The following is a 22,899-nucleotide window of genomic DNA, read 5'->3' as shown; positions in this document are numbered from 1 at the left end:
GCACCAGTACCTGAGAGTAGCTCAAATAACGACTCTGGCCGGATAGTTGCGATCACCGCAGCGATACGGACGATCACCTTCGGTCGCGCCTATAGTGAGCGCGCTCGCCGAGGGGCGGGCCACACCCGCACCACCCGCCCCACACCGCCGCGCCCCACCCCGCGCCCGACCGAGGACCGATGATCACGCCGACCGCCCGGCCCGCCCCGTCCGGCCGCACCACCCCGCCCGGCCGCCCCGTCCGGCCCGCCGGGTCCCCGCCGCCCGGCGCCGCCCGGCCGGCGCGGGCCCGCCGCACCGCCCGCTGATGCCCGGTCCCGCCTTCCGGCCCGTCTTCCACCCGGCGGGTCACGACCACGCCCTGCGGCACGCCCTCCAGGACCTGCGCACCGGCCGCTGGGGCGAGATGGCCCGCCTGCTCGCGGACGCCGCCGGCACCGGCTGGGACAGCTGGACCCGCCGCACCCAGATCCTCGCCACCGTCGCCGCCGGCACCGACGTCGTCCACGCCTGGCGCACCGAGGAGCCCGACAGCCCCGCCGCCGCCGTCATGCACGGCCGGGTCGCCGTCGAACGGGCCGTCCGCGCCCACCGCTCCGGGCACGCCCGCTCCCGCCCGCTCCGGCAGGAGGCGTGGACCGCCTGCCGCGAGGCCGCCGAACGCGCCCCCGCCGACCCGGTGCCCTGGATCGGCTTCCTCGCCCTCGCCGCGCTCGACGCCGCCGCCCCCGGCGCCGGACCCCACCGCGTCCCGCCGCCCGCGCCGATGCTGCCGCCCGGCCCCTGGGGGCTGCTCGCCGAGGTCCAGAAGCGCGACCCGTACAACCGCGAGGCGTACCACCGGATGCTCCAGTACCTCTGTGCCCGCCGCGAGGGGCCGCTCACCGAGGCCGTCAACTACGCGCAGTGGGCGACCTCTTCCGCGCCGCGCGGCTCCGCCCTGCACGCCCTGCCGCTCTATGTGCGGGTCGAGCGCTACCGCCGCGACCGTGGGTACGAGCACGCGCTGGACCTGCACTGGGTCGCCGAGGACGCGGTCCGCGAGGCGCAGCGGGCGATGGACGCCTGGTTCCTGTTCTGCGCGCCCCCGGAGGCGTCCCAGCTGGACCTCAACCACCTGGCGCACGCCCTCTTCGGCGCGCTGCGCTTCACCGACGCCGCGCGGGTCTTCGAGGCCCTCGGCGCGTACTACACCCCCGCGCCCTGGGCGTACCGCACCCCGCGCCCGGACGACCGCGCCCTCGCCGAGGAGGTCTTCCTGCGCGCCCGCGCCCGCTGCCTCGCCGGCTGAACCCGCCCGCTCCCGCCGCCGGGGGCCGGGCCCCCGCCCGTACCGCTCGTCCCTCCGTCCCGTCCCCCTCCGAAAGGTGCCCCGATGTCCCGCACCACCCCCGCGGACGCGCCGACCACCCCGCCCGCCGGCTTACCGGACGAGGAGGCCCGGCTGCGCGAGCTGGGCTACCAGCCGGTGCTCGCCCGCCGGATGGGAGGCTTCGGCAACTTCGCCATCAGCTTCTCGGTCATCTCCGTCCTCTCCGGCTGCATGACCCTGTACGGCTTCGGGCTCGGCACCGGAGGCCCCGCCGTCATGCTGTGGGGCTGGGCCGGCGTCGGCCTCTTCGTCCTCTGCGTCGGTCTCGCGCTCGCCGAGGTGACCAGCGCCTACCCCACCTCCGGGGCGCTCTACTACATGGCCGACCGGCTCGGCGGCCGGCGCTGGGGCTGGTACACCGGCTGGCTCAATCTGCTCGGTCTGCTCGGCGCGATCGCCGGCATCGACTACGGCGCGGCCCTCTTCACCGGCGCCTTCCTCAACCTCCAGTGGGGCTTCGAGCCCACCCCCGGCTCCACCTTCCTGATCTTCCTGGCGATCCTGCTGCTGCACGCCGCCCTCAACCTCTTCGGCGTCCGCCTCGTCAGCGTGCTCAACTCGATCAGCGTCTGGTGGCACCTGGCCGGCGTCGCCGTCATCGTCGGCGCGCTCGCGATCGTCCCCGACCGGCACCAGCCGGCCTCCTTCGTCTTCACCGAGTTCGTCAACGACACCGGCTGGGCCAACCCGTTCTACGTCGCCGCGATCGGCCTGCTCCTCGCCCAGTACACGTTCTCCGGCTACGACGCCTCCGCCCACCTCTCCGAGGAGACCGCCAATGCCTCGGTGGCGGCGGCCAAGGGCATCGTCCGCGCCATCTGGGTCTCCTGGATCGCCGGCTTCGCGCTCCTCGCCGGACTCACCTTCGCCATCCAGGACTACGCCGGGACCGTCGGCAGCGCGACCGGGGTGCCGCCCGCGCAGATCCTGCTCGACGCGCTCGGCACCGGCGGCGCGACCGCCCTGCTGCTCGTCGTCATCGTCGCCCAGCTCTTCTGCGGCAACGCCGAGGTGGCCGCCGCCAGCCGCATGGTCTTCGCCTTCAGCCGCGACAATGCCCTTCCGGCGTCCGCGACCTGGCGGAAGGTCAGCCGCCGCACCCGCACCCCGGTGCCGGCCGTCTGGCTCTCCGTCGGCGCCGCGGCCGTGCTCGCCCTGCCGTCGCTGTACTCGGCGACCGCCTACGGCGCGGTCACCGCGATCAACGTCATCGGCATCACCCCCGCCTACGCGATCCCGATCTTCCTGCGGCTGAGGGCCGGGCGCGCGTTCACGCCCGGCCCGTGGAGCCTCGGCCGCTGGAGCAGGCCGATCGGCTGGACCGCGGTCGCCTGGGTCGCGGTGGTGACCGTCCTCTTCTGCCTGCCCCAGAAGAGTCCGGTGACCGTCGACACCATGAACTACGCGGTGATCGCCCTGGCCGCCGTGCTGCTGCTGGCGACCGTGTGGTGGTACGCCGCCCGGCGCTCGTACGGCACGCCGACCGCGTACGGCGGCAGTGCCCGCGAGGAGGCGGAGATCGCCGACGGGCTCGTCTGAGCCCCGCGGGTCCGGCCGTTCAGAGGCTGTACTCGTACGTCCAGGCCGCCTCCTGGGCGGAGAAGTCGATGTCCGTGACCTCCAGGACGTGCCCGTGCTGGTCGCTCACCACCCGGTGGACGCTCAGCCGGGCCGCTCCGCCGGCCGCCGCCCCCGCGGCTCCGGCCGGGACCCGGACCGACTCCCGGTGGGTGGCCCGCAGGCCCGCCTGGTGCATCCAGTGGTACAGGAGCCGCAGGTCGGGCCGGCCGCCCCAGGACCGGGTCCGCCGGTAGCGGGCCAGCTGCGGGATCTCGTCGAGCGCCGGCCGGGAGAACCAGGACACCGCGCGCTGGAGCTCCCGGCCCTGCGGGGCGAGCACCCGGTGCCGGTGGACCAGCGTCGGTTCGCCCGGCGCGAGGTGCAGCCGCGGGGCCAGCGCAGCGGGCGGCGGCTCCCAGCCGAGCGAGGCCCGCACCAGGGCGTCCGCCGCGCGCGAACCGCCCGGGAAGACCGGCCGGGCCGCGGCGGGCGCCGACGGCGGCCCGGACGGCGGGAGTCCGTCGTCGGCCGGGCCGTCCGCGGCGAACGTGCCGCGCCGGTCGGTGACCACCAGCCGTTCCTCGCGCAGCAGTTGGAGCGCGCTCCGGACGGTCTGCCGGTTCACGTGGTACCGCTGCGCCAGGGACCGCTCCGACGGCAGCCGGCCGCCGGGGGCCAGGGTGCGGCGGACGAGGTCGTCCCGCAGGGCGGCGGCGACCCGCAGATAGCGCGGGACCTCCCCGTCCGGGGGTTCGGCGCCGGCGCCGGCGCCGGCGCGGTGGGACGCGGCGCCGGGTACGGCGCGGTGGGGTACGGCGTCGGGTACGGCGCGGTGGCATTCAGCGTCGGATACAGCGTCGGGTACGGCATCGGGTACGGCCATGATCCACCCCTTCTTCGCTCAGCGTGACAGCGTGGGCCGTATGGGTGATCACTTCCTATCATTGGTCTAAACCATTCCGCCAGTGCGGCCGTGCAGAGTGGCCGAAACCCGCGTCGCGCCCTGTAATGGGGACCAGGCGACAGGACCGGCCGATGCCGGCGGTGGAACAGGGGTGAGGCCGGATGACGACGCCCTCGGAACGCGCCCGCCACGGCCGTGCGGCCCGCAAAAGGGTCCCGCGCTCCTCCCACGGACGATGGATACCGAGCTCCCAGCGCCCCGACCCGCTCACCGTCCTGGAGAAGCAGGCCGCCGACCGCCTCCCCGACCTCGCCCCCGTCCGGTACGGACGGATGGCCGCCTCCCCCTTCGCCTTCCTGCGCGGCGCCGCCGCCGTCATGGCCGCCGACCTCGCCGCCACCCGCAACACCGGCCTCACCGTGCAGCTCTGCGGCGACGCCCACCTCCTCAACTTCGGCGTCTACGCGTCACCCGAACGGACGCTCCTCTTCGACGTCAACGACTTCGACGAGACCCTGCCCGGCCCCTTCGAATGGGACGTCAAGCGGCTCGCCGCCAGCGTCACCGTCGCCGCCCTCCAGAACGGCTGCCCCCGCGCCAAGGCCCACCGCGCCGCGCTCACCGCCGCCGAGTCGTACCGCGCCACCATGCGCCGCCTCGCCGGGCTCGGCGAACTCGCCGTCTGGTACGAGCGCATCGACGCCGACGACATCGCCGCCCTCGCCCGCCCCCGCGCACGCGACCGGGTCGCCCGCGGCCTCGCCAAGGCCCGCCGCCGCACCAGCCTCCAGGCGCTCGACAAGCTCACCGTCCGGGACGACGCAGGCGGACGGCGCCTCGCCGACGACCCGCCGCTCCTGGAACGCGTCACCGACCTCGACCGGATCACCCTCGGCGCGGTCTTCGGCGACTACCGCGGCTCGCTCCCCGAGGAACGCCGGATCCTCCTCGACCGCTACACCTTCCGCGACGCCGCCCGCAAGGTCGTCGGCGTCGGCAGCGTCGGCACCCGCTGCTTCGTCGTCCTCCTCGAAGGCCGCGACGACGGCGACCCGCTGATCCTCCAGGTCAAGGAGGCCGGCCGCTCCGTCCTGGAGGCGTACCTGCCGCCCACCGTCCACCCCCACCAGGGCCGGCGGGTCGTCTGCGGCCAGCGCCTCACCCAGGCCGCCAGCGACATCTTCCTCGGCTGGATGACCGGGCCCGAGCAGCGCCACTTCTACTGGCGCCAGTTGCGGGACATGAAGGGCTCGGCCGAGGTCGAGACGATGACGCCGTCGCTGCTGCGCGACTACGCCCGGCTCTGCGGCCGGGCCCTGGCCCGCGCCCACGCCCGCTCCGGCGACCGCATCGCCATCGCCGCCTACCTCGGCTCCTCCGACGTCTTCGACCGCGCCGTCGCCGACTTCGCCCTCGCCTACGCCGGACAGAACGCCGACGACTACGCGAGCCTCGGCGCTGCCATCGCCGCGGGCGTCGTCACGGCGGCCCCGGGCCTCTGATCCCGCCCCGGCCCGGAGCCGCCGCCCGCCTCACCCGCCGAGACGCAGGGGCGGCTCCGCCGGGGTCTCCGGGACCGGCCCGAACAGCGCCGCCCGCAGCACGTCCGGCGCGAACAGGCGGGAGAACGGCGCCGTGAGCGTCAGCACCGCCCGGAACGGCACGCCCACCACGGCGTCGCCGGCCGCCCGCTCCTGCACCCGGGCCAGATACCAGCCGGCCACCCGGTCCGCCGGCTTCGACCGGGCCGCGTCGCCCGTCGCGCCCGGCATCTTCTTGTCGGCGCCCGCCGAGATGTCCCACGCCTGCCGGGAGGCGTCGAGCAGCGCCCGCTGCACCCGCAGCGTGGTCGGCGTCCGCCGGGGGTCGGCCAGCGCCCGGCGCAGCGCGACCGCCGTGAGCGCCGCCACCGCCATGCCCTGCCCGTAGATGGGGTTGAAGGCGCACAGCGCGTCGCCGGTGGCGAGGAAGCCGGCCGGGCGGCGGCCCGGACGGTCGTACCGGCGGCGGATGTTCGCGGTCTGCCGGAAGCCGTGCACGGGTCCGGCCGGCTCCGCTGCGGCCAGCCACTCGCTGATCACCGGGTGCGGCATCCGCTTGGCGTACTCCTCGAACGCCCCCTCGTCGGTGGGCGGTTCGTCGCCGCGCAGCCCCGACAGGGTGACGATGTGCCGCCCGTCGTCCCCGAGCGGGACGATCACCGCGCCGTACGGCTGCCGGGGCCCGGGTACGACGTAGTAGCCGAGCGCGTCGGTGTCCGGCACCGCGTCCGTCGGCCGGTACACCCGCGAGCTGTAGGCGAGGCCGGTGTCCAGGGTCTCCTCGTGCGGCGCCTCCGCGCCGATCGCCGCCAGCCAGTCCGCCGCCTTCGTGGACCGCCCGGAGGCGTCGACCACCAGATCGGCGTCGAGGGTACGGGGCTCCCGCCCGGCGCCCGCGCCGCGCTCGCGCAGCCGGACCCCGGTGACCCGGCGGGCGGTGCCGGTCAGGCCCACCGTCTCGGTGCCCTCGATCAGTTCGACGCGCGGATCGGCGAGCACCCGCTGCCGCACCAGCCACTCCAGCTGGGGCCGCGGGCCGCTGTAGAAGTGCGCGGAGGCGGGCAGCCGGGTGAACCACTGGCCGGACTGCCACTGCACCATGTCCGTCGGCATGGCCACCTTCGGCGCGCCGAGCCCCCGCAACTCGTCGGTGAATCCGGGCAGCAGCTCGTCGAGCGCCTGCCGGCCGCCCTCGATGAGGACGTGCAGGTGCCGGCCCTGCGGCACGCCGGGCCGGGCGTCCGGCCCCTCCGGCAGGCGGTCGCGCTCGACCACCGTGACCCGTTCCGCGTGCTCGGCGAGGACCCGTGCCGCCAGGAGTCCGGCGAGACTTCCCCCGATGACCACCGCGTGACGCGTCCGGCGGCCCCCCAAGTCGTCGGCCATACCCGCCCTTTCCTGTCGTGGACCGTGAAAGCTGTACCGTCCAGTATCCACGGCGACGGGGGCGCGGCCGGGCGCGCGGCGGGGGCGGAAGGGCGCGGAGCGGGGGCGCGGGAGACGCGTGGGACCCGGCCGGGGGTCCGTTTCCGGTCAGTCCCCGGGGCCGAGTTCGGCGAGGGCGGCGGTCAGCCACTCCACCCAGAAGCGCTCCAGGTCGATGCCGCCGCGCAGCACCAGGTGGCGCAGCCGGTCGGGTTCGGCGGCGCGCCGCTCGGGCGGGAAGTCCCGCTCCTCGATGCGGTGGTACGCGTCGAGCTGGGCACGGTGCAGCGCGAGGTGGCGCTCCAGCTCGGCGCGCAGCCCGGCCGAGCCGACCACCGCGGCGGCCCGCATCCGCAGCAGCAGCGCGGACCGCAGCGGCTTGGGGTCCTCGGCGGCGCCGACCCAGGCGCGCAGCGACTCCCGGCCGGCGGGCAGCACCTCGTACTCCTTGCGCTGCCCGCGCACCGGCACCGGGGAGGGCAGGGCGCGGATCTGCCCCGCCTCCTCCAGCCGCCCCAGCTCACGGTAGATCTGCTGGTGGGTCGCCGACCAGAAGTAGCCGATCGACTTGTCGAAGCGGCGCGTCAGTTCGAGGCCGGAGGACGGCTTTTCGAGCAGCGCGGTGAGGATCGCGTGCGGGAGGGACATGCACGCATCCTAGGATCGGCCGGCCGCGGTGCTCACGGTGCGGGCGTCACAGGGTGGCGGCGAGCCGGGTGCCCTGGTCGATGGCCCGCTTGGCGTCCAGTTCGGCGGCGACGTCCGCCCCGCCGATGAGGTGCGCGGTGCGGCCGGCGGCGACCAGCTCGTCGTACAGGCTCCGCTGGGGTTCCTGGCCGGAGCAGAGGACGATCGTGTCGACCGGCAGCAGCTGCCGCTCGCCGTCGACGGTGAGGTGCAGGCCCTCGTCGTCGATGCGGTCGTAGGTGACGCCGGCGACCATGGTGACGCCGCGGTGCTTGAGTTCGGTGCGGTGGATCCAGCCGGTGGTCTTGCCGAGCCCGGCGCCGACCTTGGTGGTCTTGCGCTGGAGCAGGTGGACCCGGCGCGGCGGGGCGTTCCGCTCAGGCTTCCGCAGGCCGCCGCGGTTCTCGTACGAGGTGTCGACGCCCCACTGGCGGAAGTACGTCTCGGGGTCCTGGCTCGCGCCCTCGCCGCCGTCGGTCAGGAACTCGGCGACGTCGAAGCCGATGCCGCCGGCGCCGATGACGGCGACCCGCTCGCCGACCGGGGCGCCGTCGCGGAGCACGTCCAGGTAGCTGACCACGCTGGGGTGGTCCTGGCCCTCGATGCCGGGGCTGCGGGGGGTGACGCCGGTGGCGACGACGATCTCGTCGTAGCCGTCGAGGCCGGCGGCGGTGACGTGGGTGCCGAGGCGGACGTCGACGCCGTGCTCGGCGAGCTGGACGCGGAAGTAGCGCAGGGTCTCGTCGAACTCCTCCTTGCCGGGGACCCGCTTGGCGACGTTCAGCTGCCCGCCGATCTCGTCGGCGGCGTCGAAGAGGGTGACGTGGTGGCCGCGTTCGGCCGCGGAGACGGCGCAGGACAGGCCGGCGGGGCCGGCGCCGACGACCGCGACGCGCTTGGCGAGCCGGGTGGGGGAGAGGACCAGCTCGGTCTCGTGGCAGGCGCGCGGGTTGACGAGGCAGGAGGTGATCTTGAGGTTGAAGGTGTGGTCGAGGCACGCCTGGTTGCAGCCGATGCAGGTGTTGATGGTCTCGGCGCGGCCGGCGGCGGCCTTGTTCACGAAGGCGGGGTCGGCGAGGAACGGCCGGGCGAGGGAGACGAGGTCGGCGCGCCCGTCGGCGAGGATCGCCTCGGCGACCTCGGGGGTGTTGATGCGGTTGGAGGTGACGAGCGGGACGCTCACCTCGCCCATGAGCTTCTTCGTCACCCAGGTGTAGGCGCCGCGCGGCACGGAGGTGGCGATGGTGGGGATGCGGGCCTCGTGCCAGCCGATGCCGGTGTTGATGATGGTGGCGCCGGCCGCCTCGATCTCCCGGGCGAGCCGGACGACCTCCTCCAGGGTGGAGCCGCCGGGGACGAGGTCGAGCATGGACAGGCGGTAGACGATGATGAAGTCGGTGCCGACGCGCTCGCGGATCCGGCGCACGATCTCGATCGGGAAGCGGACCCGGTTCTCGTAGGAGCCGCCCCAGCGGTCGGTCCGCTGGTTGGTGGCGGCGGCGATGAACTCGTTGATGAGGTAGCCCTCGGAGCCCATCACCTCGACGCCGTCGTAGCCGGCCTCGCGGGCGAGCTCGGCGCACCGGGCGTAGTCCTCGACGGTCTGCTCGACCTCGGCGTCGGTCAGCTCGTTCGGCACGAAGGGGCTGATGGGGGCCTGGATCGCGCTGGGGGCGACGAGGCCGGGGTGGTAGGCGTACCGCCCGAAGTGCAGGATCTGCATCGCGATCCGGCCGCCCTGAGCGTGCACGGCGCCGGTGATCAGCCGGTGCTCGGCGACCTCCTCGGCGGTGGTGAGCTTGGCGCCGCCGTCCCACGGCCGGCCGGCCTCGTTGGGGGCGATGCCGCCGGTGACGATGAGGCCGGCGCCGCCGCGGGCGCGCTCCGCGTAGAAGGCGGCCATCCGCTCGAAGCCGTGCTCGGTCTCCTCCAGGCCGACGTGCATCGACCCCATGATCACCCGGTTGGGCAGGGTGGTGAAGCCGAGGTCGAGCGGGCTGAGCAGATGCGGGTACGGGGTCGTGGCGGTCACGGGGCGCCTCCTCGCGCAGGGATCGTCGAATCCTGTTGTACGGGGCGCGCCCCTGCTTATGCAACTAGTTGCAGAAGGTTCGGGGTGTGATGGTTACTACTCGGTAGAGGCGGCTCCCCGCCTTGTCCTCCCGGGCCTCACGGGCACGACGCTCACGCACGAGGACGGCGCCTTCGCGAGGCCGTCGGCCGGAAGCCGGCGGCTCGGCTCCTGGCGCCGACGACTGAAGGCCGCCGCCCCGCTCAGCCCACCCGGTCCAGCAGCAGATCCAGCTCCTCCGCCGTCAGCGGCGCCGGTACGCCCTCCGGCAGCAGACCCCGCGCCCGCAGCAGCCGGCCGACCGGGACCGCCCAGGGGCGCCGCAGCCGGGCCGCCTCCAGCAGCGCGTCGTCCGCGAGCAGCTCCGGCGCCGGGCCGGTGCGCAGCCCGGCGGGGGAGAGCACCGCGGCGTCGTCGGCCCAGCGCAGCGCCAGGTCCACGTCGTGCGTGGCCATGACCACCGTCGTGCCCGCCGCCCGCAGCCGCTCCAGGGTCTCCAGCAGCCGCTCCTGCCCGTGCGGGTCCAGTCCCGCCGTCGGCTCGTCCATGATCAGCACCCGGGGCCGCATCGCCACCGCGCCCGCGATCGCCGCCCGCTTCCGCTGGCCGAAGGACAGCAGGTGCGTCGGCCGGTCCGCGAGCGCCGTGATGTCCAGCGCCTCCAGCGCCTCCGCGACCCGCAGCCGCACCTCCTCCTCCGGCAGCCCCAGGTTCATCGGCCCGAACGACACGTCCTGCGCCACCGACGCGGCGAACAGCTGGTCGTCCGGGTCCTGCGTCACCAGCTGCACCGAGGTCCGCAGCCGTGTCAGCCCCTTCCGGTCGTACACCACCTCCGCGCCGTCCAGCAGCAGCGTCCCGCTCCCGCACCGCAGCCCGCCGCTCAGCAGCCGCAGCAGCGTCGTCTTCCCGCCGCCGTTCCGCCCGAGCAGCGCGACCGCCCGGCCCGCCGGCACGGCGAACCCGACGTCCGTGAGGACGGGCGGCCCGTCCTCGTACGCGAAACCCGCGCGCACCAGCTCCACGACCGGGGTGGGAGACGTCACGGCAGGAACCTTTCCAGGACGAGGGTGAGGGCGACGAGCCCCGCGAGGAGACCGCCCGTCGCCGCGAGGAACGGACGGGAGACGGGCGCCTCGGGCAGCAGGACCCGCAGCGTCCCGTCGTACCCCCGCCCGGCCAGACCGGTCTGGAGCCGCTGCGCCCGGTCGAAGGCGCGGACGAACGACGTCGCGCCGAGCCCGGCCAGCGACCGCCACACCGCGCCCCGGGTCGTCGCCCCGAGCCGCGCCGCCTGCGCCTGCCGCACCTTCGCCTGCGCGTCCAGCAGCAGGAACACGATCCGGTACATCACCAGGGCCACGTCCACCACCGGCGCCGGCACCCCGGCCCGCACCAGCCGCGGCAGCACGTCCGACACCGGCGTGGTGAAGGCGAACAGCAGCACCCCCAGCGAGGCCGAGGCCGTCCGCAGCAGCAGTTCACCGGCGCGGACCGGCCCGTCCGGCGCCCAGGCCACGAACCCTCCGGCACCGCCCACCGCGAACAGCAGCGGCACCGCGCCCGTGACGCAGAAGCCCAGCGGGATCCGGAAGGCCCGCCACAGCTGCCGGCCCGGCACCCCGGCCGGACCGAGCAGCACCGCGAGCGCCGCCGCGGCGACCAGGACCGCGCCCGGCCACGGCGGCAGGCACACCGCGCACAGCGTCAGACCGAAACCGAGGACGGCCTTCTCCACAGGATGGCGGCGGCGCCAGCGACTGCTGTGCGCCGCCGCGTCGATCGGCAGCATCCGCGGCTACGCGCCCCGGTCCGCGTCCGCGCCGGCGTCCGCGCCCGGCGCGCCGCCCTCGCCCCGGGCCGCCGCCCGCTCCTCGCCCTGCCGCCGACCGCGCCGCAGCCCGAAGTAGTACGCGAGGACACCGGCGCCCAGCGCCGCCTGGAGCGCGAACAGCGCCGACTCGATCTCACCGGACGGCGGCTCGTACAGCGGGCTGAACCACGGCTCGTAGTCCGGCTCGATCTTGGTGATCGCCGTCTCCGCCTCCGCGTCGGCGCCGGCGAACGGCTCCTCCTTGTGGTCGCCGAGGCCGAGCGCCAGCGGCAGCACCGCCAGCGCCGCCACCAGCGCGAGCAGCAGCGTGTTGATCTTCGCGTTCCGGCTCATCACGCCGCCGCCCCCTCGCGTCGCTTCTCCTCCGGCCGGCCGAGCACCCCGAGCCGCAGCAGGTCGCCCTTGCTGGACTGGGTGAGCAGCCGCATCACCAGGACGGTCAGCAGCCCCTCGCTCACGGCGAGCGGGATCTGCGTCAGCGCGAAGATGCCGCCGAACTTGGCGAGCGAACCCGCCACCCCGCTGCCCGGGTCGGGGAAGGCGAGCGCCAGCTGGACGCTGGTCACGCAGTACGTGGAGAGGTCGGCGACGAACGCGCCGCAGAACACGGCCGCCATCAGCGGCGCCCCGGACCGCTTCAGCAGCGCGTACGTCCCGTATCCCGCCCAGGGGCCGACGATCGCCATCGAGAAGACGTTGGCGCCCAGCGTCGTCAGTCCGCCGTGCGCGAGCAGCAGCGCCTGGAACAGCAGCGTGATCGTGCCGAGCACCGCCATGATCGGCGGCCGGAACAGGATGGCACCCAGGCCCGTACCCGTCGGATGGGAGCAACTGCCGGTCACCGACGGCAGTTTGAGCGCGGACAGGACGAAGGTGAAGGCGCCGGACGCGCCCAGCAGCAGGGTGGACTCGGGGTGGGCGCGCACCTCGCGGGTGAGCGCGCGGACGCCGTGGACGACGAACGGAGCCGCCGCGACGCCCCAGGCGGCGGCGTGGACGGGGGGCAGATACCCCTCGGCGATATGCATGATCGGGAGACCCTCTCCAGCACCTCGTGGATGGACAACGCGCCCTGGCCGGTCTCCTGGCTGACGGTAGTGCCGCCCGACTCCGCCTTCCCACCCCACGACGGTCTCCCGCGGCGGAGCAGTGGCTTCCCCTGGGGGATGGAGCCGGACCTCCCGATCACAGTGGCGAGGGCCGCACCGGTACTGCACCGGTTTCCCGAACACCAAGGCCCTGCGACAGTAGTGGGTTGACCTGCCTCATCACAATGCGGCATCGGTCACCCACGCTCCGCCGCGGGGCGCCGGCCGGGGCGGGAGAGGGCGCGTTGTCAGACCCCCGCACTAGCGTGGACCCCGTCCCAGTGCGTTGCTGCTGCTCGGACGACGAGGGGCGCCCCGGCGGCGTGGAACCCGGCCGGGGCACCCCTCGGACCCGCGTCGGACCCTGCGGTGTCAGACCTTGCGGTGTCAGACCTTGCGGTAGGCGTACGCCTCCGAGGCCGCCGCCGCCACCGCGTCGAGGTCGCCGCCCGCGCTCGCCGTCACCACGGCGGCCACCGCGCCCTCCACGAACGGCGCGTCCACGAGCCGGGTCCCCTCCGGGAGTTCGTCGCCCTCCGCGAGCAGCGCCTTCACCGTGAGGACCGCGCTCCCCAGGTCGACCAGGACGGCCACCCCGGCCCCCGCGTCGACGCCCTCCGCCGCCGCGGCGATCAGCTCCGCGCTCGTGCCGAGCCCCCCGTCCGGGGTGCCGCCAGCCGCCGCGACCGGCGCCAGGTCGCCGCCGCCGGCCAGGCCCCGCGCGAGCTCCGCCACCGCCGCGGCGACGGCCGCGCTGTGCGAGACCAGCACGATTCCGACCCTGCCTCCGCTCATCCGGCCGTCACCTCCGCCAGCGCCGCGAACAGCAGCGCCGCCGACGTCGCCCCCGGGTCCTGGTGCCCGACCGACCGCTCGCCGAGATAGCTGGCCCGGCCCTTGCGCGCCCGCAGCGGGACGGTCGCCCGCGCGCCCTCCTCGGCGGCGGCCCGCGCCGCGGCGAAGGACCCGGGCAGCGCCGCCACCGCCGGAACCAGCGCGTCCAGCATCGTCTTGTCGCCCGGTACGGCCCCGCCGAGCTGCCCGACCGCCGCGACCCCGGCGCCCAGCGCGTCCGCGAGCCCGGCCCGGGTGACCTCCTCCGCGTCGCCGAGCGCCTTGCCCGCCCGCCGCAGCAGCGTCCCGTACAGCGGCCCGGACGCCCCGCCGACCGTGGAGATCAGCTCCCGCCCGGCGGCCACCAGGACCGCGCCCGGCGTCGCGGGCGGCTCCTTCGCCAGCGCCGCCGCCACGGCGGCGAACCCGCGCTTCAGATTGGCCCCGTGGTCCGCGTCGCCGATCGCCGCGTCCAGCTCGGTCAGCCGCCCGGCCTCCCGTTCCACCGCCGCCGCGACCGCGCCCATCCACCGCACCACGACCCCGGCCCCGTACGTCTCCGCCGTCTCCGTCATGGCCCGCTCACCGGCCCCAGCGCAGCGCGGCGGTCGCCACCGGCGCGTCCCACAGCCGCAGCAGCTCCTCGTCCGCCGCGCACAGCGTCACCGAGCAGCCGGCCATGTCCAGGGAGGTGACGTAGTTCCCGACCAGCGTCCGCGCCACCGGCACCCGGCGCGCGTCCAGCACCCGCCGCACCTCCGCGTTGAAGCCGTACAGCTCCAGGAGCGGCGTGCCGCCCATCCCGTTCACCAGCAGCAGCACCGGATCCGAGGGCCGCAGATCGTCCAGTACGGCCTCGACGGCGACCTCGGCGATCTCCCCCGCCGTCATCATCCCGCGCCGCTCCCGCCCCGGCTCGCCATGGATGCCGACGCCCAACTCCAGCTCGCCCGGCGGCAGATCGAACGTCGGACCGCCCTTCGCGGGCGTGCTGCACGCGCTCAGCGCGACCCCGAACGACCGTGACCGCGCGACCACCTGCCGGGCCAGCGCCTCCACCCGCTCCAGCGGCGCGCCCTCCTCGGCCGCCGCCCCGGCCAGCTTCTCCACGAAGAGCGTCGCCCCGGTCCCGCGCCGCCCCGCCGTGTACAGGCTGTCGGTCACCGCCACGTCGTCGTCGACGAGGACCCGGGCCACCTGGATCCCCTCGTCCTCGGCGAGTTCGGCGGCCATCTCGAAGTTCAGCACGTCCCCGGTGTAGTTCTTCACCACGAACAGCACCCCCGCGCCGCTGTCCACCGCCGCGGCGGCCCGCACCATCTGGTCCGGCACCGGCGAGGTGAACACCTCCCCGGGACAGGCCGCGTCCAGCATCCCCGGCCCCACGAACCCGGCGTGCAGCGGCTCGTGCCCGGACCCGCCGCCCGACACCAGCGCCACCTTCCCCGCCACCGGCGCGTCCCTGCGCACCACCACCCGCCGCTCCACGTCCACGGTCAGTTCGGGATGCGCGGCGGCGAGCCCCCGCAGCCCGTCGGCCACGACGGTCTCGGGCACGTTGATCAGCATCTTCACAGGCATCTCCCGGTGCGTGCTCGTCGCATGGGTGCATGATGGCGCAATTATCGGCGCGAGGGCGGGGCCGCGCACCGGTGCGTCGCGTCCGGTACGAGGGCACGGGGATCGGCCCCGGCGGGCCCGTCGAGCGCCGTCCCTGCCGGAGGGGCGGTCACCGCCGTCACTTCTTTCCCTCGCGCCCCTCGACGCGGGAGGCCCGGCCCCCCGACCATGGTCACGCGCCCGGAGACCGAACGGCGGCCCGAGCGCGCTCGCCGGCCGGAGCACGAGAAGGAACGCGGTGGACGACGTCACTCGGCAGCAGCACAGGACCACGACGGACGCGGACGCCACGGCCTCCGCCGCCTCCCCGGCCCCCGCGGCGGAGGTGCCCGCTCTCCGCCTCGACGGCCTGCACAAGGTGTTCGGCGACCACACGGCCGCGGACCGGGTGCGGATCACCGTCCGGCCCGGATCCTTCTACGGGCTCGTGGGGCCGAACGGAGCGGGCAAGACCACCACCCTCTCGATGGCCGTCGGCCTCCTCCGCCCCGACGCCGGCACGGCCGAGGTCCACGGCGTCGACATCTGGGACGAACCGCTGAAGGCGCGCCGCCTGCTCGGCGTCCTCCCCGACGGCCTGGCCTTGCCCGAACGGCTCACCGGCCGCGAACTCCTCGTCTACCTGGGCCAGTTGCACGGCATCGACGCCACGGAGGCCGACCGGCGCGCCGAGGAACTGCTCGCCGTGCTGGAGCTCGACGGTTCCGCCGAATGCACCCTGGTGGTCGACTACTCCACCGGCATGCGCAAGAAGATCGGCCTCGCCACCGCTCTGCTGCACGCCCCCAGGACGCTGGTGCTGGACGAGCCCTTCGAGGCGGTCGACCCGGTGTCCGCCGCCACCGTGAAGCGGATCCTGCGGCGGTTCGTCGACGGCGGCGGCTCGGTGCTGATCTCCAGTCACGTCATGGCGCTCGTCGAGCAACTCTGCGACACCGTCGGCGTGATGGCACGGGGCCGCGTCGTCGCCGAGGGGCCGTTGGACGACGTGCGGGGCAGCCGTTCGCTGGAGGAGACCTTCGTCGACCTGGTCGGCGAGACCGTCGGCGGCGGGGAGGGGCTGTCGTGGTTGGCGTCCTGATCCGGATGAAGCTGGCCGTGCTGCGCCACAGCGCCACGGACACCAAGCGGGCGCTGAGCGGCCTCGGCCTCTCCGCCGGCCTCTGCCTCGCCGTCGCCACCGTCGTCCTGGCGTTCCTCGACTTCTCCGAGCCGCGGATGCTGACGGACGTCCTCGCGGTCACCTTCGCGCTGTGGACGCTCGGCTGGGTCGCCGGCCCCGTGTTCGCCGGCGAACCGGTCCTCAACGGCGAGCACTTCCACCGCCAGCCGATCCCGCGCCGCACCCTGGCCACGGGGCTGCTGGCCGCAGCGCTGCTCGCCGGCACCACGGCGGTCACCCTCCTCGCGTTCGGCGCGACGACCGCCTTCGCCGCCCGGCTGAACTGGCGGGCCGTCGTGGTGTCGGTGCCCGCCGTGCTGCTGCTCCTGCTCTTCGCCGTGATCCTGTCCCGGGTGGTCAGCCTGCTGTTCCGGGCCCTGGCCCGGTCCCGCGTCGGCGGCGCCGTCACCGCGACCGTCACCGCCGCGATCGTCTCGCTGTGCTCCTTCTCCTGGGTGCTGATGATCGGCGTGTCCCTGCTCCTCCAGCACGGCCTGCCGCCCGCCGTGTCCACCGCTGTACGAGCACTGCCGTCCAGCTGGGGCCTGCTCGCCGTCGAGGCGGCGGGCCGCGGCGACCGGCTCGGGACGGTGGGCCCGCTGGTCGCCCTGGCCGCCGTCGTGGCGGCCCTGTTCGCCGCGTGGAGCGCGCTCCTCGGCCCGCAGCGGCGGGCCCGGCCCGTCGTCCGCGGCTCCTCCGCCCGGGCGGCCGTACGGCGGCCGAGGCTGTTCCGCGGCGACGTGGGGACGATCTGCCGCAAGGAACTGCGCACCTGGTGGCGCGATCCGATGCGTACCCAGAGCATCGTGCTCGGCCCCGCCTTCGCGGTCATCACCGCCCTGTTCCCGCTGGTCTTCGGCTTCACCGCCGCGTTCCCGTTCACCGGCGCCGCCGGCGCGCTGATGGCCGCCGCGACCTGCGCCAACCTCTACGGCCAGGACGGCACCGCGCTGTGGCTGACCCTGACGGTGCCCGGGAAGGAGAAGGCCGACGTCCGCGCCCGCCAGCTCGCCTGGCTGATCGTCTTCGGCCCGCTCACGCTGCTGCTGACGGGCGCCGGAGTGCTCCTGCACGGCGACCCCGGCCTGCTGCCGTGGGCGCTCGCCGCCACCGTCGCCGCGCTCGGCGGCGGCTCCGGCCTGCTGATCTGGGCCTCCGTCGCGTTCCTGGTGCCCGGCCCGGACCCGCACCGGAGCAAGAACGCGCCGATGGACCACGGCGACGTCACCGGCCAGTCGTTCCTCATGTTCTTCCTGGTCGCCCTCTCCCTGTGCCCCGCCCTCGCGGTCGCCTGGGCCGGCCACGCCCTGGAACGGCCCGCCCTGCTGTGGGCGAGCGTCCCGGCCGCCCTGCTCACCGGCACGCTCAGCCACGTGCTGCTCGGCTCGGTCGCGGCACGCAGACTGCGGGACGAGGGGCCGGAACTGCTGCACCTGATGCGCTCGGGCGCGCCCGCGTCGACGGCCGCCGCCCCCGAGGAGAGCGGCCCGTCGCCGTTCGAGACGATGTCCGCCGGACGCCAGACGCTGATGTGGACCGCCCTGGCCGTCGGCGTCGTCGGCCTCCTCCCGCAGAGCCTGGTGCCGCTGGGCATCAAACTCAGCGGCACCCCGGACAAGGTGTGGTTCCTCGCCCTGCACGTCGCCGAGCCGTGGCAGTGGCCGGTGATCGCCGCCATGGCCCTGACCGGCGCCACCGGCTTCTGGGCCGCGCACCGCCTCTACCGCGCCGAGAAGAACCGCGTCGGCTGACCGGCCGGGGACCGGCCGGCCCGTGGGGCCGTACCACGCCCCCCGGCGGGCGCGCCGGTGCTGAGGGAGGATGAGCGCATGGCAACGAAGTCGGTCGCGCAGAAGCTGCTCGTCAGACCCGGATCCCGGGTGTGGATCTCGGACCCCGCCTACCTGCCCCTCGTCGCCGGGCTGCCGGCGGACGCGGACACGGCGGCCGGTCCCGGTGACGCGGACGTGGCCCTGGCCTTCGCCGAGGACGAGGCGGCGGCCCGGGCGCTGCTGGCACGGCACGCCGACGCGCTCCGGCAGGCGCCGGTCGCCTGGATCGCCTACCCCAAGGGCAACCGCTCGGACATCAACCGGGACACGCTCTGGCCCCTCGCCGCCGCGTTCGGGCTGCGCCCCAACGCCCAGGTCGCGGTCGACGACCGCTGGTCGGCGCTGCGGTTCCGGGCGCTGCGCGACGGCGAGGCGCCGTTCGGCGGGGGTTCCGCCGCGCCGTGAGCCCACGGCCGCGGCTTGTGCCTGCCCCAGGGGCAGGGGGCACAGTGGCGGCGTGCAGAAGGACGTGATCAGCATCGGGGAGCTCGCGGCCAGGACCCGGCTCAGCCCCAAGGCCCTGCGACTGTACGGCGACCGGGGGCTGCTGCCGCCCGCCCGCACCGATCCGCGGACCGGTGTCCGGTGGTACGGGCTCGCCCAGGTCGAACGGGCCCGCCGCATCGCGCTGCTGCGGGCCGCCGGGATGCCGCTGGCCCGGATCGCGGAGGTGCTCGACGCGGGCGGCGCGGACGCGGACCGGCTGCTCGACACGTACCGGCGCGAGCAGGAGTCCGCGCACGCCGCCCGCCTCGGTGCGCTGGCCTACGCCCGCGAGGTCCTGACGGGACGGAGTACGGCGCCGTACGCGATCGCCGAGCGCGACGTGCCGGAGCGGACGGTGCTGTGCGTCCGCCGGAACGTGACCGCCGCCGAGCTGCCCGGCTTCCTCGCGGAGGCGAGCGACCTGCTGCTCGACCGGCTGCGGCAGGCGGGTGCGTGCCTGTCCGGACCGCTCTTCGCCGTCTACCACGGCCTGGTCGGCGAGGACTCCGACGGGCCCGTCGAGGTCTGCGCGCCGACGCGGAACGAGGTCGCGGCGGACGGGCAGGTCGCGGTACGCGGCGAACCCGCGCACCGCGAGGCGTACACCGCCCTCGTCATGCGGCCCGAGGGCCACCCGCCGACCGTGCCCGCCCACGACGCCGTCGCCGCCTGGCTCGCCGCGCGCGGACACGCACGGGCCGGCTCCCACCGGGAGGTGTACTACCCGAACTGGGCCACGGCCGTGCCCGGCGACCACGTCGCGGACGTCGCCGTCCCCTTCCGCCCGCGCTCCGCCGCCGAGGCCGCGCGTACGGCCGCCGAAGCCGGGTAGCGGTCGGGAGGAGGGAGACGCGCACGCGACCGGCGCGGGCCGTCGACGGGCGCCGCCGCGGCGAACCGGCGCCCTCCCGCCCCGGCGCGACGGTCCTCGAAGGGAGCCCCCGCACCACCGCCCGACCTGCCCGCACCGCACCCGCGGAGGTGGATTTCATGCGCATGACCACGTCCTTCCTCAGGCTCCCCGACGGGCACCTCCTGCTCCCCGCCTCCGAGGTGACCGATCTCCTCCGGTACCTCGCGGCCCTCTGGGTCGAGTCCGCCGAGGCCGACGACTCGGACCTGGAGCCGGCGACCGTCGCCGCCCTGGTCGGAGCGCTCTCCGAGGTCGCCGACAACATCGACGCCGAGTGCATCGCGCTCCTGCCGGTGAAGGAGGACGAGGGTTGAGGAACGGGCCCGGGCAGACGCGGGCCGGCCGTTCGCACGGGCCCGCGCGCACGGCCCCGCCGACCGGGGCGCGGCATAGTGGAAGGATGCGGCTGCGGACGAGCGATCCGGACCGGCCGGGCTGGCGGCGGGTCCGCCACGGCCGCGGCTTCCGCTACCTCGACGCCTCCGGCGCGCCCCTCGGCCCGGAGGACCGTGCCCGGGTGGTGGCGCTCGTCATCCCGCCCGCCTGGCGGGACGTCTGGATCTGCCCCTGGCCCAACGGACACATCCAGGCCGTCGGCACGGACGCGGCGGGCCGGCGGCAGTACCTGTACCACGAGGAGTTCCGGCGCCGGCAGGAACAGGCGAAGCACGCGCACGTCCGGCAGGCCGCCCGCGGACTGCCCCGGCTGCGCAGAGCCGTCGCCCGCGACCTCGCCCTGCGCGGACTCTGCCGGGACCGGGTGCTCGCCTGCGCGGCCCGCCTCCTCGACCTGGGGTTCTTCCGGATCGGCGGCGAACGGCACCTGCGGGACAACGCCTCGTACGGCCTCACCACCCTGCTGCGCGAGCACGCCACCTGCGCGCGCGGCGAGATCTGCCTCGGCTACCCCGGCAAGGCGGGCCGCCGGCAGCACCGCACCCTCGTCGACGAGCCCACCTACCGGGTGGTCCGCGCGCTGCTCGCGCGCCGCAACGGCGGCCCGCGGCTGTTCGCGTACTGGGAGGGCGGCGCCTGGCACGACGTGCGGGCGGAGGACCTGAACGCCTACCTGCGGGAGAACGCGGGGCGCGACATCACCGCCAAGGACTTCCGCACCTGGCACGCCACCGTCCTCGCCGCCGTCGCGCTCGCCGTCTCCGAACCGGTCGCCGGCGCGTCGCGCACCGCCCGCGCCAAGGCGGTCCGCCGGGCCGTCCACGAGGTCAGCGAGTACCTCGGCAACACCCCGGCCGTCTGCCGCGCCTCGTACATCGACCCGCTCGTCATCGAACGCTTCGAGCAGGGCGTCACCGTCGCCGCCGCCCTACGCCACCTCGGCGAGGACGGCGGCTACGGGCACCCGGCGACCCGCGGCCCGGTGGAGCGGGCGGTGCTCCGGCTCCTCGCCTGAAGGCGAGGCGCCGCGCCGGAGGCGTTCACCGGTCGCCGGCGCCGGAGAAGAGGCCCGCCGCCGTGCGCAGGTCGGCGACCAGCCCCGCGTACATCTCCTCGCGGCGCGGCGACCGCAGGACGGCCGACGGGTGCACGGTGGCGAGGACCCGGGCGCCGTTCCCGTCACCGGGCAGCGGCCTCGGCACGCCCCGGTCGGTGCCGACCCGGAACGACGGACCGAGCAGCGCCCGCCCCGCCGTCGCGCCCAGCGTGATGACCAGCTCGGGGGAGACCAGCCGCAGTTCCGCCTCCAGCCAGGGCCGGCAGGCCAGCGCCTCGCGCAGGCTCGGCGCCTTGTGGATGCGGCGCTTCCCGGTCTCCTCGCGCGTGAACTTGAAGTGCTTGACCGCGTTGGTGACGTACAGCGCGTCCTCGTCGATCCCGGCCTCGGCCACCGCCCGGAAGAGCAGCCGGCCGGCAGGACCTACGAAGGGCACGCCCTCGCGGTCCTCCTGGTCGCCGGGCTGCTCGCCGACCATCATCACCCGCGCGTCCGTCCCGCCGCGCCCGAAGACCGTCCCGGTCGCGTCGCGGTACAGCGGGCAGCCCCGGCAGCCGGCCGCCGCCCGCCCGTGCGCGGGGAGCCCGCCGCGCTCCGGCAGATACGGCGTGGCGTCGTACGCGGCCTCCCGCTCCTCGCCTCCGGGCATGGCGCACCTCCTCGCGGCCTCACGGCGACCCGGCCCGGCTCGCCCGCCGGGCGGCGCCGCGGACGTGCGCGCGTCTGCCCGCCCCGGCCCGCCCGAAACGCCCGGCCGGCGCCGGCCCCCGCCCCGCGCGCCCGTGCCCCGGCATGGCGGGCCCCGGGGGCGGGTAGTCGCGCGCCGAGGCGAGGAGCCGGAGATGAAGATCCTGACAATGGGTGTCGAGGAAGAGTTCGTCCTGGTCGACCGCGTGACCCGGGCCCCCGTGAACCGGGCGCCGGAGGTCATCCGGCGGGCCGGCCGGGAACTCGGCGAACAGGTCCAGACGGAGTTCTTCAACGCGCAGGTCGAGATCTGCACCCGCGCCACCGCGAACCGCCGGGACCTCGGCGACGAACTCGCCTGGCTGCGCGCCGTGGTGGGCGCGGCGGCCCGGGAGGTCCGCTGTCTGACGGTCGCCTGCGGGACGCCCGTCCTGCCGCCCGAGGAGCCGCTGACCGTGACGGACTCCGACCGGTACCGGCTGATGGCCCGGCGCTTCGCGCCCCTGGTCACCCGGGCCGACGGCGTCACCCGCGACGACGGTCTCGTCTGCGGCTGCCACGTCCACGTCGGCACGCTCGACCGCGGCCGGGCCCTCGCGTTGGCCCAGCAGATGCGGCCCTGGCTGCCCGTGCTCCAGGCGCTCGCCGGCAACTCGCCCTTCGCGCAGCGCCGCGACACCGGCTACCAGAGCTGGCGGGCCGTCGAGCACGCCCGCTGGCCGACCGTCGGACCGACACCGGTCCTCGACGAGGCCCAGTACCTCGCGCACGTCGCCCGGCTCGTCGGGGAGGGCACCCTGCTCGACAGCCGCATGGTGTACTGGCACGCCCGCCCCTCCGAACACGTGCCGACCCTGGAGATCCGGGTCGCCGACGCCAACGCCGACCTTGACACGGTCGTGCTGTTCGCGATCCTGGTGCGCGGACTCGCCGCCACCCTGCTCACCCGCGTCGACGCCGGGCTGCCGCCGCCCCGGATCCCCGGGCCGAGCCTGCTCCGGGCGCACCGGCTGGCCGCCGCGCAGGGCATCACGGGCCTCGGCCTGGACCCGGTGGACGGGCGCGAGCGCCCGGCGGCGGAGCTCCTGGACGATCTGATCGCCTTCGCCCGGCCGGGGCTCGACGCCACCGGCGACACAGAGTGGGCGTGCGAGCAGTGGGCCCGGATCCGCCAGGACGGCGGCGGCGCCGCGCGCCAGCGGGCCGTCCTCCACCGGTACGGCCGCTTCAGCGCGGTGGTCGACGCGCTGGCGGCGGCGACGATGCGGGGCTGAGCGGCAGAGGATGCGGGGCTGAGCGGCGGGCGGGCCCCGGGGGCCCGCCCCCCGCCGCCCCCCCCCCCCGGGGGCGGGGCGCCCCCCCCCCCCTGGCCGCGGGGGTCACCGCCCCCCGGGGGCGCCCGCGGCCCCCCCGGGGGCACCCCACGCGGG

23 protein-coding genes and 1 riboswitch are annotated in these 22,899 nt (G+C 75.7%); of the genes, 11 read left to right on the top strand and 12 right to left on the bottom strand.

Annotation, left to right across the window (positions count from 1 at the left end; translation table 11 throughout):
• Positions 1-179 precede the first annotated feature (179 nt).
• The 3 genes from ACFVQZ_RS03945 to ACFVQZ_RS03935 all read left to right on the top strand — a co-directional run bounded on the left by ACFVQZ_RS03945 (position 180) and on the right by ACFVQZ_RS03935 (position 2,911).
• Complete coding sequence (locus ACFVQZ_RS03945; RefSeq protein WP_321193433.1) at positions 180-308, top strand: hypothetical protein; 129 nt, start codon at positions 180-182, stop codon at positions 306-308.
• The gene (locus tag ACFVQZ_RS03940) at positions 308-1,291 is read left to right on the top strand and encodes a hypothetical protein (protein ID WP_383619423.1); all 984 of its coding nucleotides are present in this window, start codon (positions 308-310) and stop codon (positions 1,289-1,291) included. Before ACFVQZ_RS03945 ends, ACFVQZ_RS03940 begins: the two co-directional genes overlap by 1 nt.
• 84 nt (positions 1,292-1,375) lie before the next feature.
• Positions 1,376-2,911, top strand: a complete 1,536-nt coding sequence (locus tag ACFVQZ_RS03935) for an amino acid permease (RefSeq protein ID WP_030497895.1) — start codon at positions 1,376-1,378, stop codon at positions 2,909-2,911.
• A 19-nt stretch (positions 2,912-2,930) separates the two neighbouring features.
• Here ACFVQZ_RS03935 and ACFVQZ_RS03930 read toward each other — a convergent pair whose 3' ends face one another.
• The gene (locus ACFVQZ_RS03930; protein ID WP_383619421.1) at positions 2,931-3,815 is read right to left on the bottom strand and encodes a GntR family transcriptional regulator; all 885 of its coding nucleotides are present in this window, start codon (positions 3,813-3,815) and stop codon (positions 2,931-2,933) included.
• Between the two features lie 182 nt (positions 3,816-3,997).
• On the opposite strand from ACFVQZ_RS03930, the gene ACFVQZ_RS03925 reads away from it, so the two are divergent.
• Positions 3,998-5,338 (top strand): DUF2252 domain-containing protein, encoded by a 1,341-nt coding sequence (locus ACFVQZ_RS03925; RefSeq protein ID WP_030497893.1) that lies wholly within the window; start codon positions 3,998-4,000, stop codon positions 5,336-5,338.
• 30 nt (positions 5,339-5,368) lie between these two features.
• On the opposite strand, the gene ACFVQZ_RS03920 is transcribed toward ACFVQZ_RS03925, so the two are convergent.
• The 10 genes from ACFVQZ_RS03920 to dhaK all read right to left on the bottom strand — a co-directional run bounded on the left by ACFVQZ_RS03920 (position 5,369) and on the right by dhaK (position 14,891).
• Positions 5,369-6,763: an FAD-dependent oxidoreductase gene (locus ACFVQZ_RS03920; protein ID WP_383619419.1), complete on the bottom strand. Its 1,395-nt coding sequence runs from the start codon at positions 6,761-6,763 to the stop codon at positions 5,369-5,371.
• 147 nt (positions 6,764-6,910) lie between these two features.
• On the bottom strand, positions 6,911-7,450 hold the full coding sequence (locus tag ACFVQZ_RS03915) for a PadR family transcriptional regulator (protein ID WP_030497891.1): 540 nt from the start codon (positions 7,448-7,450) through the stop codon (positions 6,911-6,913).
• A gap of 46 nt (positions 7,451-7,496) precedes the next feature.
• The gene (locus ACFVQZ_RS03910) at positions 7,497-9,521 is read right to left on the bottom strand and encodes an FAD-dependent oxidoreductase (protein WP_383619417.1); all 2,025 of its coding nucleotides are present in this window, start codon (positions 9,519-9,521) and stop codon (positions 7,497-7,499) included.
• 242 nt (positions 9,522-9,763) lie between these two features.
• The gene (locus tag ACFVQZ_RS03905) at positions 9,764-10,606 is read right to left on the bottom strand and encodes an energy-coupling factor ABC transporter ATP-binding protein (protein ID WP_383619415.1); all 843 of its coding nucleotides are present in this window, start codon (positions 10,604-10,606) and stop codon (positions 9,764-9,766) included.
• A complete protein-coding gene (cbiQ, locus tag ACFVQZ_RS03900) occupies positions 10,603-11,352 on the bottom strand; it encodes a cobalt ECF transporter T component CbiQ (protein ID WP_030497888.1) in 750 nt (249 codons plus the stop codon). The genes ACFVQZ_RS03905 and cbiQ overlap by 4 nt, the downstream gene beginning before the upstream one ends.
• A 6-nt stretch (positions 11,353-11,358) precedes the next feature.
• On the bottom strand, positions 11,359-11,727 hold the full coding sequence (locus ACFVQZ_RS03895; RefSeq protein ID WP_383619413.1) for an energy-coupling factor ABC transporter substrate-binding protein: 369 nt from the start codon (positions 11,725-11,727) through the stop codon (positions 11,359-11,361).
• Complete coding sequence (locus ACFVQZ_RS03890) at positions 11,727-12,422, bottom strand: energy-coupling factor ABC transporter permease (protein WP_030497886.1); 696 nt, start codon at positions 12,420-12,422, stop codon at positions 11,727-11,729. The genes ACFVQZ_RS03895 and ACFVQZ_RS03890 overlap by 1 nt, the downstream gene beginning before the upstream one ends.
• A 28-nt stretch (positions 12,423-12,450) precedes the next feature.
• A riboswitch (cobalamin riboswitch) is annotated at positions 12,451-12,673 on the bottom strand.
• A 196-nt stretch (positions 12,674-12,869) separates the two neighbouring features.
• A complete protein-coding gene (locus tag ACFVQZ_RS03885; protein WP_030497885.1) occupies positions 12,870-13,277 on the bottom strand; it encodes a PTS fructose transporter subunit IIA in 408 nt (135 codons plus the stop codon).
• On the bottom strand, positions 13,274-13,891 hold the full coding sequence (gene dhaL, locus ACFVQZ_RS03880; protein ID WP_051788406.1) for a dihydroxyacetone kinase subunit DhaL: 618 nt from the start codon (positions 13,889-13,891) through the stop codon (positions 13,274-13,276). Before dhaL ends, ACFVQZ_RS03885 begins: the two co-directional genes overlap by 4 nt.
• 7 nt (positions 13,892-13,898) lie before the next feature.
• Positions 13,899-14,891: a dihydroxyacetone kinase subunit DhaK gene (gene dhaK / locus ACFVQZ_RS03875; protein WP_383619542.1), complete on the bottom strand. Its 993-nt coding sequence runs from the start codon at positions 14,889-14,891 to the stop codon at positions 13,899-13,901.
• Between the two features lie 283 nt (positions 14,892-15,174).
• On the opposite strand from dhaK, the gene ACFVQZ_RS03870 reads away from it, so the two are divergent.
• From ACFVQZ_RS03870 to ACFVQZ_RS03845, 6 genes are all read left to right on the top strand, one after another.
• The gene (locus tag ACFVQZ_RS03870; RefSeq protein WP_383619410.1) at positions 15,175-16,017 is read left to right on the top strand and encodes an ABC transporter ATP-binding protein; all 843 of its coding nucleotides are present in this window, start codon (positions 15,175-15,177) and stop codon (positions 16,015-16,017) included.
• On the top strand, positions 16,002-17,849 hold the full coding sequence (locus ACFVQZ_RS03865; RefSeq protein ID WP_383619408.1) for a hypothetical protein: 1,848 nt from the start codon (positions 16,002-16,004) through the stop codon (positions 17,847-17,849). Before ACFVQZ_RS03870 ends, ACFVQZ_RS03865 begins: the two co-directional genes overlap by 16 nt.
• A 78-nt stretch (positions 17,850-17,927) precedes the next feature.
• A complete protein-coding gene (locus tag ACFVQZ_RS03860; protein ID WP_383619406.1) occupies positions 17,928-18,335 on the top strand; it encodes a hypothetical protein in 408 nt (135 codons plus the stop codon).
• A 52-nt stretch (positions 18,336-18,387) separates the two neighbouring features.
• Positions 18,388-19,248 (top strand): MerR family transcriptional regulator, encoded by an 861-nt coding sequence (locus tag ACFVQZ_RS03855; RefSeq protein ID WP_383619405.1) that lies wholly within the window; start codon positions 18,388-18,390, stop codon positions 19,246-19,248.
• A 158-nt stretch (positions 19,249-19,406) separates the two neighbouring features.
• Positions 19,407-19,643 carry a DUF6213 family protein gene (locus tag ACFVQZ_RS03850; protein ID WP_051788402.1) on the top strand — a complete coding sequence of 79 codons (237 nt, stop codon included), beginning with the start codon at positions 19,407-19,409 and terminating at the stop codon, positions 19,641-19,643.
• 86 nt (positions 19,644-19,729) lie between these two features.
• Positions 19,730-20,740, top strand: a complete 1,011-nt coding sequence (locus ACFVQZ_RS03845; protein ID WP_030497877.1) for a DNA topoisomerase IB — start codon at positions 19,730-19,732, stop codon at positions 20,738-20,740.
• Between the two features lie 25 nt (positions 20,741-20,765).
• Here ACFVQZ_RS03845 and ACFVQZ_RS03840 read toward each other — a convergent pair whose 3' ends face one another.
• Positions 20,766-21,431 (bottom strand): UdgX family uracil-DNA binding protein, encoded by a 666-nt coding sequence (locus ACFVQZ_RS03840; RefSeq protein WP_383619403.1) that lies wholly within the window; start codon positions 21,429-21,431, stop codon positions 20,766-20,768.
• A gap of 193 nt (positions 21,432-21,624) precedes the next feature.
• Here ACFVQZ_RS03840 and ACFVQZ_RS03835 point away from each other — a divergent pair, with 193 nt between their 5' ends.
• On the top strand, positions 21,625-22,743 hold the full coding sequence (locus tag ACFVQZ_RS03835; protein ID WP_383619401.1) for a glutamate--cysteine ligase: 1,119 nt from the start codon (positions 21,625-21,627) through the stop codon (positions 22,741-22,743).
• Positions 22,744-22,899: the final 156 nt, after the last annotated feature.

Source organism: Streptomyces sp. NPDC057854 (genome assembly GCF_042797055.1).
In the GTDB taxonomy this organism is placed as follows: Bacteria; Actinomycetota; Actinomycetes; order Streptomycetales; family Streptomycetaceae; genus Streptomyces.
This window is presented reverse-complemented; position numbering and strand designations above follow the sequence as displayed.